This window comes from Nocardiopsis trehalosi NBRC 14201, from assembly GCF_001552555.1.
Lineage (GTDB): Bacteria > Actinomycetota > Actinomycetes > Streptosporangiales > Streptosporangiaceae > Nocardiopsis_B > Nocardiopsis_B trehalosi.
Genome location: NZ_BCRK01000259.1, coordinates 1 through 6,472, shown reverse-complemented (window position 1 = coordinate 6,472; position 6,472 = coordinate 1). Strand labels below are relative to the sequence as shown.

The following is a 6,472-nucleotide window of genomic DNA, read 5'->3' as shown; positions in this document are numbered from 1 at the left end:
CATCCACAAAACACTCCCTAGCGTTCGGCGGCCGCGTGGAAGGCGGTCAGGCCGCGCAGCAGGGCCCGACGGTCGGGGGCGGGCATGTCCGAGATGACCGCCGACAGGTCGGCGCTCCGGCGCGTCCGCAGGTCGTCGAGGTAGGACCGGCCGCGCGCGTTCAGGCGCAGCCGCAGTTCGCGCCGGCTGCTGCTGCTCGGCGACCGGTCGATGAGGCCGACGGCCTGGAGCCGGTCGCACAGGCGGCTGACCGACGGCGGCGACGACCCCAGCTGCGCGGTGAGCCCGCGCAGGTTGATGCCCTCGTGGCGCTCCAGGACGCGCAGCACCCGCAGCTGCGGCGGTGAAACCGGCGCCGGGCGGCCCCGGTCCCAGAGGGCCTCCACCAGCTCGGTCACCGATGCCGCGACGCGCGCGACCGCGCCGGCGTCGGCACCTCGCGGATCGGCGTCCACGGCACCCCCCTGTCCGCTCCGACGGACCGCCCGCGGTCCGCGCCCCTGCTCGATGCGACCCCGACCCTAACCAACCCGTCACCCAAGACTCGCTCCGGGACCTTCGTCCCGAACCTCCCAGGATCACTGACGAAGGCCTGGTCCGGGCGCTAACATTTGCCGTACGACAACAGTCGTCCGCGGCCCCCGGCGGACGGCGCGCACTCCAGCGGCGCGGCGAGCGCGGAGGACCACATGCCCGAGGCAGCGGCGCGGGGCACCATCGCGGTGCCGCCGCCCGCCGTGCCGGGACCCGCGCCCCGCGACCCCATCCGGTCCGACACCGACCTTCCGCGCGTCCGCCGCCTGGTGCGCGCGCACGCCCGCGCGCTGGGGCTCGGCCTGGTCCGCGAGACCAAGCTCGTCACGGCCGCCAGCGAGCTCGCGCGCAACACCCTCGTGCACGGCGGCGGCGGTGAGATGGAGCTCGCGGTCGTCACCCGCGACGGCGCGGCGGGGATCCGGTTGTGCTTCATCGACCGCGGACCGGGCATTCCCGATCTCGACCGCGCCCTCGCCGACGGCTACACCACGGGCGGCGGGCTGGGGGTCGGGCTCGGCGGCGCCCGCCGCCTCGTCTCGGAGTTCACCGTCGAGCCCACCCCGGGCGGCGGGACCACGGTCACCGTCGTCACCTGGGCCGACGCCCCGCCGCCCTGACCCGCCCGCTCGCGGGCGCGGGGAGCGGCCGTCAGCGGAGGGCGTGCGCATCGGGGCGCGGACGGGGGCGGGCGATGAGCAGGGCCAGGACCGCCGCCAGGCCGCACAGCGCGGCCGCGCCGGTCCACATCATCGTGTAGGCGCCCAGCGCGTCGCGCACCAGCCCGCCGGCCAGCGCCATGGCCCCCGCGCCCACCTGGTGGGCGGCGAGCGTCCAGCCGAACACCAGGGCGCTGTCGCCTGGGCCGAAGGAGTCGCGGATCGTGGCGAGCGCGAGCGTCGGCGGCACCGTGGCGACGTCGAGCAGGCCGAACAGCACGACGAACGCGATCAGCGGGGGCTCCGCCGTTGGCCCCAGCAGCGCCGGGAGCGCCAGGAGCGCCCCGCCGCGCAGCGCGTAGTACCCGGCGAGCAGTAGGCGCGCGTCGACGTGGTCGGTCAGCCAGCCGGAGGCGGCCGTGCCCACCACGTTCACCACGCCGATGACCGTCAGCAGGGAGGCGGCGACCGTGCCCGGCATCCCGTGGTCGTGCGCGGAGGGGACGAAGTGCGTCCACATCACCCCGTTGGTCGAGGCGCCGCAGATGGCGAACGTCCCGGCCAGCAGCCAGAAGGTGCGCGTGCGCGCCGCGTCGCGGAGCACCCGCAGCGCGCGGCGGGCCGCCCCGGGGACGGGGGCCGGCCGGGCGGCGGGGGCGGTCGCGCCGTAGGCGGGCAGCCCGAGGTCGGCCGGGTGGTCGCGGAGGAGCAGCCAGGCGGCGGGCGCCGCGACCACGGCGGCGACGGCGACGGCGGTGGTCGCCGTCCGCCACTCCGCGTGCTCCACGACCCACGCCAGGACGGGCAGGAACACGAACTGCCCGAACACCCCGGCCGCGGTCAGCAGGCCGGTGACCAGTCCGCGCCGCCGGACGAACCAGCGGTCGGTGACCGTGGCGGCGAAGGCGGTCGCCAGCGAACCGGTTCCGGCGCCGATGAGCACGCCCCACGCCAGCGCGAGTTGCCACACGGCGGTCAGGACGGCGGTGAGCGCCGCCCCCGCGGCCACCGCGAGCAGCGCGCCCGCCGCGACGCGGCGCAGGCCGAAGCGGTCGATCAGCGCGACCGAGAACGGCGCGATCAGCCCGTTCACGGCCATGTTCACCCACACGGCGGCGCTGATGGCGCCGTGCGACCAGTGGAACTCGGCGCGCAGGGGGCCGACGAGCAGGCCCGGCATGGTGGCGAACGCGCCCGCCGCGACGATCGCCAGCGCCGCGGCCGCCGCGACGCCCCACGCGCGGTGGACGCGCGGCCGTACCCGGCCGCCGGAGGGTTCCCGGGTGATGGGGGTGGAGTCGTGGATGCCCATGCCCCCACCCTGGTGGGCGCCCCCGGCCCCGCACGAGTGGCCGGATGGACGACATGTGTAAGAATCCGGCCATGACCGTGTTCGCGCATCCCGACCGGCACCCGGTGGCCGTGCTCGTCCGCGACGGGCTCATGCCCATGGAGCTGGGGATCGTCCACCAGATCCTCGGCCAGGCCCGCGACGACCGCGGCCGCCCGCTCTACGAGGTGGCGACCTGCGCCGTCACCCCCGGCGAGGTGGCCACCGACGCGGACTTCCCGATCGGGGTCCGCCACGGACCCGAGGCGCTCGCCGCCGCCCGCACCGTGGTGGTCCCCGCCTCGCACGCCCCCGACGCGGCCGACGCCAGCGGTGTGCTCGACCCCCGCACGGCAGCGGCGCTGGCCCGCATCAGGCCCGGGACCCGGGTGGCGTCGATCTGCACGGGGGCGTTCGTGCTGGCGGCGGCCGGCCTGCTCGACGGGCGGCGGGCGACCACGCACTGGAACTCGGCCGAGCTGTTCCGCCGCCTCTTCCCACGGGTGGACCTCGACCCCGACGTGCTCTACACCGACGACGGCGACGTGCTGACCGCTGCGGGCGAGGCCGCCGGGATCGACCTGTGCCTGCACATCGTGCGCGCCGACCACGGCGCCGCGGTGGCCAACGAGGTGGCGCGGCGCACCGTCGTGCCGCCGCACCGCGAGGGCGGGCAGGCGCAGTACATCCGGAGGCCCGTGCCGGCGGCGGACGCGTCCACGGGCCGGGCCCGCGCGTGGGCGCTGGCCCACCTCGACCGCCGGGTGACCCTGCGCGACCTCGCCGACCAGGAGGCGACGAGCGTGCGCACCCTGACCCGCCGGTTCCGCGACGAGACCGGGCTGACCCCGGTGCAGTGGCTGACCCGCCGCCGTGTCGAGCGGGCGTGCGAACTGCTGGAGCGCACCGACCTGCCGGTCGACCGCATCGCCGCCGACGCCGGGTTCGGCACCGGCGCGTCGCTGCGCCAGCACCTCCACGCCGCCCTCGGCGTCTCCCCGTCCACCTACCGCGCCACCTTCCGCGGCCCCACCCCCGCGCCGGCCCCCGCCCCCACCCCCTGATCGGCACGCGCGGCCGATCGGCGGCGGGGCGATCCACCGTGCGGGGGGCGGAACGTGGGTGGTTTGGGGCAAGGTGGACGTATGGCCGATAACCCACGAGTGGGCGCGCGCCTCCGGCGCAGCCCCGATGTCCGCACCGTTTCCCGCCCTGTCCGACCCGGCTCGAAGCGGACCTTCGACCTCGCCTATGTCCGGGAGGGGGTGCGCGGCGGTACGCCGCTGCTCATCATCCCGGGCGGGCCCGGCATGGCGTCGGTGCTGCCGTACCGGCGGGCCCGCAAGGCGGCCGCCGCCCGCGGGTTCGACGTGATCATGGTCGAGCATCGGGGGGTGGGGCTCTCGCGGTTGGACCGCGACGGCGCCGACCTGCCGATGGAGGCGATGACGGTCGGCGAGGTCGTGGAGGATTTGGCCGCGGTCCTCGACGACTGCGGGGCGCGCGACGCGGTGGTCTGGGGCACGTCCTACGGCGGGTACCTGGCGCAGGCGTTCGGGGCGCGGTACGGGCGCCGGGTGCGGGGGATGGTGCTCGACAGCACGTCCAGCGGCGCGACGGACGCCGCCAAGGCCCGCGATCATGTGCGCCGCCTGCTCTGGGAGGGCGTGGAACCGGCCACCGCCGGGGTGGCGGGCCGGTTGCGCGCCCTGGTGGCGTCGGGCGCGGTGCCGGTGGAGGACACCGGCGTGGTGGTGCCCGTGGTGTACGAGTTTGGCGGCGCGGAGGCCGTGGACCGGCTGGTGACCGCCGTGGCCGACGGCCGGAGGCGCACGTGGGACCGGGTGAAGCGGCTCGCGACCCGCGAGATCACCACCCCCATCCCGTTCGTCATGGAGTTCGACCTGGCCGGGGCCATCTGGTACCGCGAACTCGAGGACATCCGGCCGGACGGCGAACCCCTCGACACGGCGGTGGGGTTCGCCCATGCGGCGGAGGACTACCCCGTGTTCGAGGGCCCCCCGTTCGACCTGGCCGCCGAACAGCGGAAGTTCACCTGGCCGACCGCGGTCCTCAGCGGCGCCTACGATCTGCGGGCGGTCCGGCCGCTGGCCGAGGAGATCGTGGAGCGGCTGCCCGACGGCGTGCTCGTGCCGTTCGACCGGCTCGGCCACAGCACGCTCGACCGCCACCCGTTCGCGGGTCTCGTGGCCTCCGGCGCGGTCGCCCACGGTAGGCACCATGATCTGCCCCGCTATGTCGAACGCATCGAGGAGGCGCGCAAGCCGGTCAGCGGCCATGCCCTCGGCATCCTGCTGCGCGCCTCCCTGATCCAGGACCGCATCCTCCCGGTCTGACCCGACCGATGACCGGTGCCCGCCGTCGGCCACGCGTGGCAGCCGCCCCGACCGGGCGTCGGCCGGTGCCGGTGCCCGGGGGTGGTGGCGTAGTGCCCGTCGATGCGGGGCGCTGAGTCCGGCTCGGCGGAGGCGGCGATGGGGCCCCGCGCCGCAGGGGGCGGCGCGGGGGTGGGTGGTCAGGACGGGGCCGGACCGGTGAACACCAGGGGGACGGTGTCGCCCCGGGCGTCGCGCGGGGACAGGTGGATGCCCAGATCGGCGGTGTCGGCGGGCAGCGGGCAGGTGAGCCGGAAGGTGTGGCGGCCGGACTCCAGTTCGCCGGGGGAGGGGAGTTCGCCGGGGCCGCCCGGAGGGCCGCTCGCGGCGGAGCAGCGCGGATCGATCCCGCCCAGGCCGAGCACCCGGCCGAGTTCGGGGACGTCCACGGTCAGCCGGTAGCGCACATGGCCGGGGCCGGACCGTTCGACGGTGTCGACGCGGAAGCCGACCTCGCGCGGGCGGTCCCAGTCGAACTCGGCGGGATAGGCACCGACCGGATAGGCGATGGCGGCGGTGTCGCCGAACGCGAACACGCGGTCGTCCCCGGGACCCACCACCGCGCGGACGGTGTCGGCCGGGTGAGTGGCGTCGGCCGCTTGGGCGGTGTCGGCCGGGTGGGCGGAGTGTGCGGCGCGCGGGGCGGCGGTGCCGGTGGCGGACGCAACGTGCGGGGCGGTGCCGGTCGGATCGGTGGCAGGCGCGACGCGGGGGCCGGTGTCGGTCGAGCCGGTGGCGGATGCGGCGCGCGAGGTGGTGGCGGTCGGGTCGGGGACGGCCACCGCCGCGTGCGCGGTGGCGGCGGGCAGGGCCGCGATGGCCGCGGCGGCGAGCAGCAGGGCATACCTCATGGCGGGTGCTCCCAGGATCGGAAGGGCGTGCGGAACGGCCCGCGATGCGCGGAGGGAAGGACGGGGCGCGGAACCGGGGGCGGCAGGCGCGGACGGTACGCGCGGCGAGGGCCCGGGAGGCGGGCACCGGGAGCGGTGGGGGTCACCGGCCGTGCACGCGAAGGACGGGCGCGGCGGCCGGGGCGGGAGGCTCCCGAGGTGCTGCCGCCATGCTAGACCGCCTGCCGCCACCCCGCCAGGACGGTTCCCCAGCCTGTGGACGACGCGCGCCGCGCGAATCACTCCGCCCCGCAAGCGGCTTCGCGGGTGCTCGAAAAGCCGTCGCGCGCGGGCGGGGCGGCGGTCACCGAGCGGGTGGACTCACTCCAGGAACCTAGGTCCGGCGGTCGCCGCCCGGCGCCTCGCTCCTGGAACCGCGGTCCAGCGGTGTGAGCGGAGGCGCCGAACGGGCGGCTTCGCGGGTGATGGGGGCGGGGTGGTGGTCGCCACATCGGGGGCTTCGCGGGGGTCGGGACGGGGCGAAGGGCGTTGCCCCGGCGGCCTCGCGCCGATGGGGGCCGAGGGCGCTGCCCTGACGGCCTCGGGCCGGGGGTTCCGAGTCGGGACTTCCCGCCGGGGAACCGGGGGCCGGGGTGTGGTGCGGGTCGCACGAGGGGGTGGGCGGGGTGGTGTCACGTCGGTGCGGCGGGGGGGGGCGGGGGG

6 protein-coding genes are annotated in these 6,472 nt (G+C 76.9%); 3 read left to right on the top strand and 3 right to left on the bottom strand.

Going from position 1 to position 6,472, the window contains the following annotated elements; genetic code table 11:
- Nucleotides 1-17 precede the first annotated feature (17 nt).
- Nucleotides 18-455 carry a MarR family winged helix-turn-helix transcriptional regulator gene (locus NT8_RS26555; RefSeq protein WP_067975389.1) on the bottom strand — a complete coding sequence of 146 codons (438 nt, stop codon included), beginning with the start codon at nucleotides 453-455 and terminating at the stop codon, nucleotides 18-20.
- Nucleotides 456-689: 234 nt separating this feature from the next.
- Here NT8_RS26555 and NT8_RS26550 point away from each other — a divergent pair, with 234 nt between their 5' ends.
- On the top strand, nucleotides 690-1,154 hold the full coding sequence (locus tag NT8_RS26550) for an ATP-binding protein (protein WP_084469307.1): 465 nt from the start codon (nucleotides 690-692) through the stop codon (nucleotides 1,152-1,154).
- Nucleotides 1,155-1,185: 31 nt separating this feature from the next.
- Here NT8_RS26550 and NT8_RS26545 read toward each other — a convergent pair whose 3' ends face one another.
- The gene (locus NT8_RS26545; protein WP_067975385.1) at nucleotides 1,186-2,505 is read right to left on the bottom strand and encodes an MFS transporter; all 1,320 of its coding nucleotides are present in this window, start codon (nucleotides 2,503-2,505) and stop codon (nucleotides 1,186-1,188) included.
- A gap of 71 nt (nucleotides 2,506-2,576) precedes the next feature.
- On the opposite strand from NT8_RS26545, the gene NT8_RS26540 reads away from it, so the two are divergent.
- A complete protein-coding gene (locus NT8_RS26540; protein WP_217999317.1) occupies nucleotides 2,577-3,587 on the top strand; it encodes a GlxA family transcriptional regulator in 1,011 nt (336 codons plus the stop codon).
- A gap of 201 nt (nucleotides 3,588-3,788) precedes the next feature.
- Nucleotides 3,789-4,880, top strand: a complete 1,092-nt coding sequence (locus NT8_RS26535; RefSeq protein ID WP_245646346.1) for an alpha/beta fold hydrolase — start codon at nucleotides 3,789-3,791, stop codon at nucleotides 4,878-4,880.
- 179 nt (nucleotides 4,881-5,059) lie between these two features.
- Here NT8_RS26535 and NT8_RS26530 read toward each other — a convergent pair whose 3' ends face one another.
- A complete protein-coding gene (locus tag NT8_RS26530) occupies nucleotides 5,060-5,770 on the bottom strand; it encodes a hypothetical protein (RefSeq protein ID WP_067975378.1) in 711 nt (236 codons plus the stop codon).
- Nucleotides 5,771-6,472: the final 702 nt, after the last annotated feature.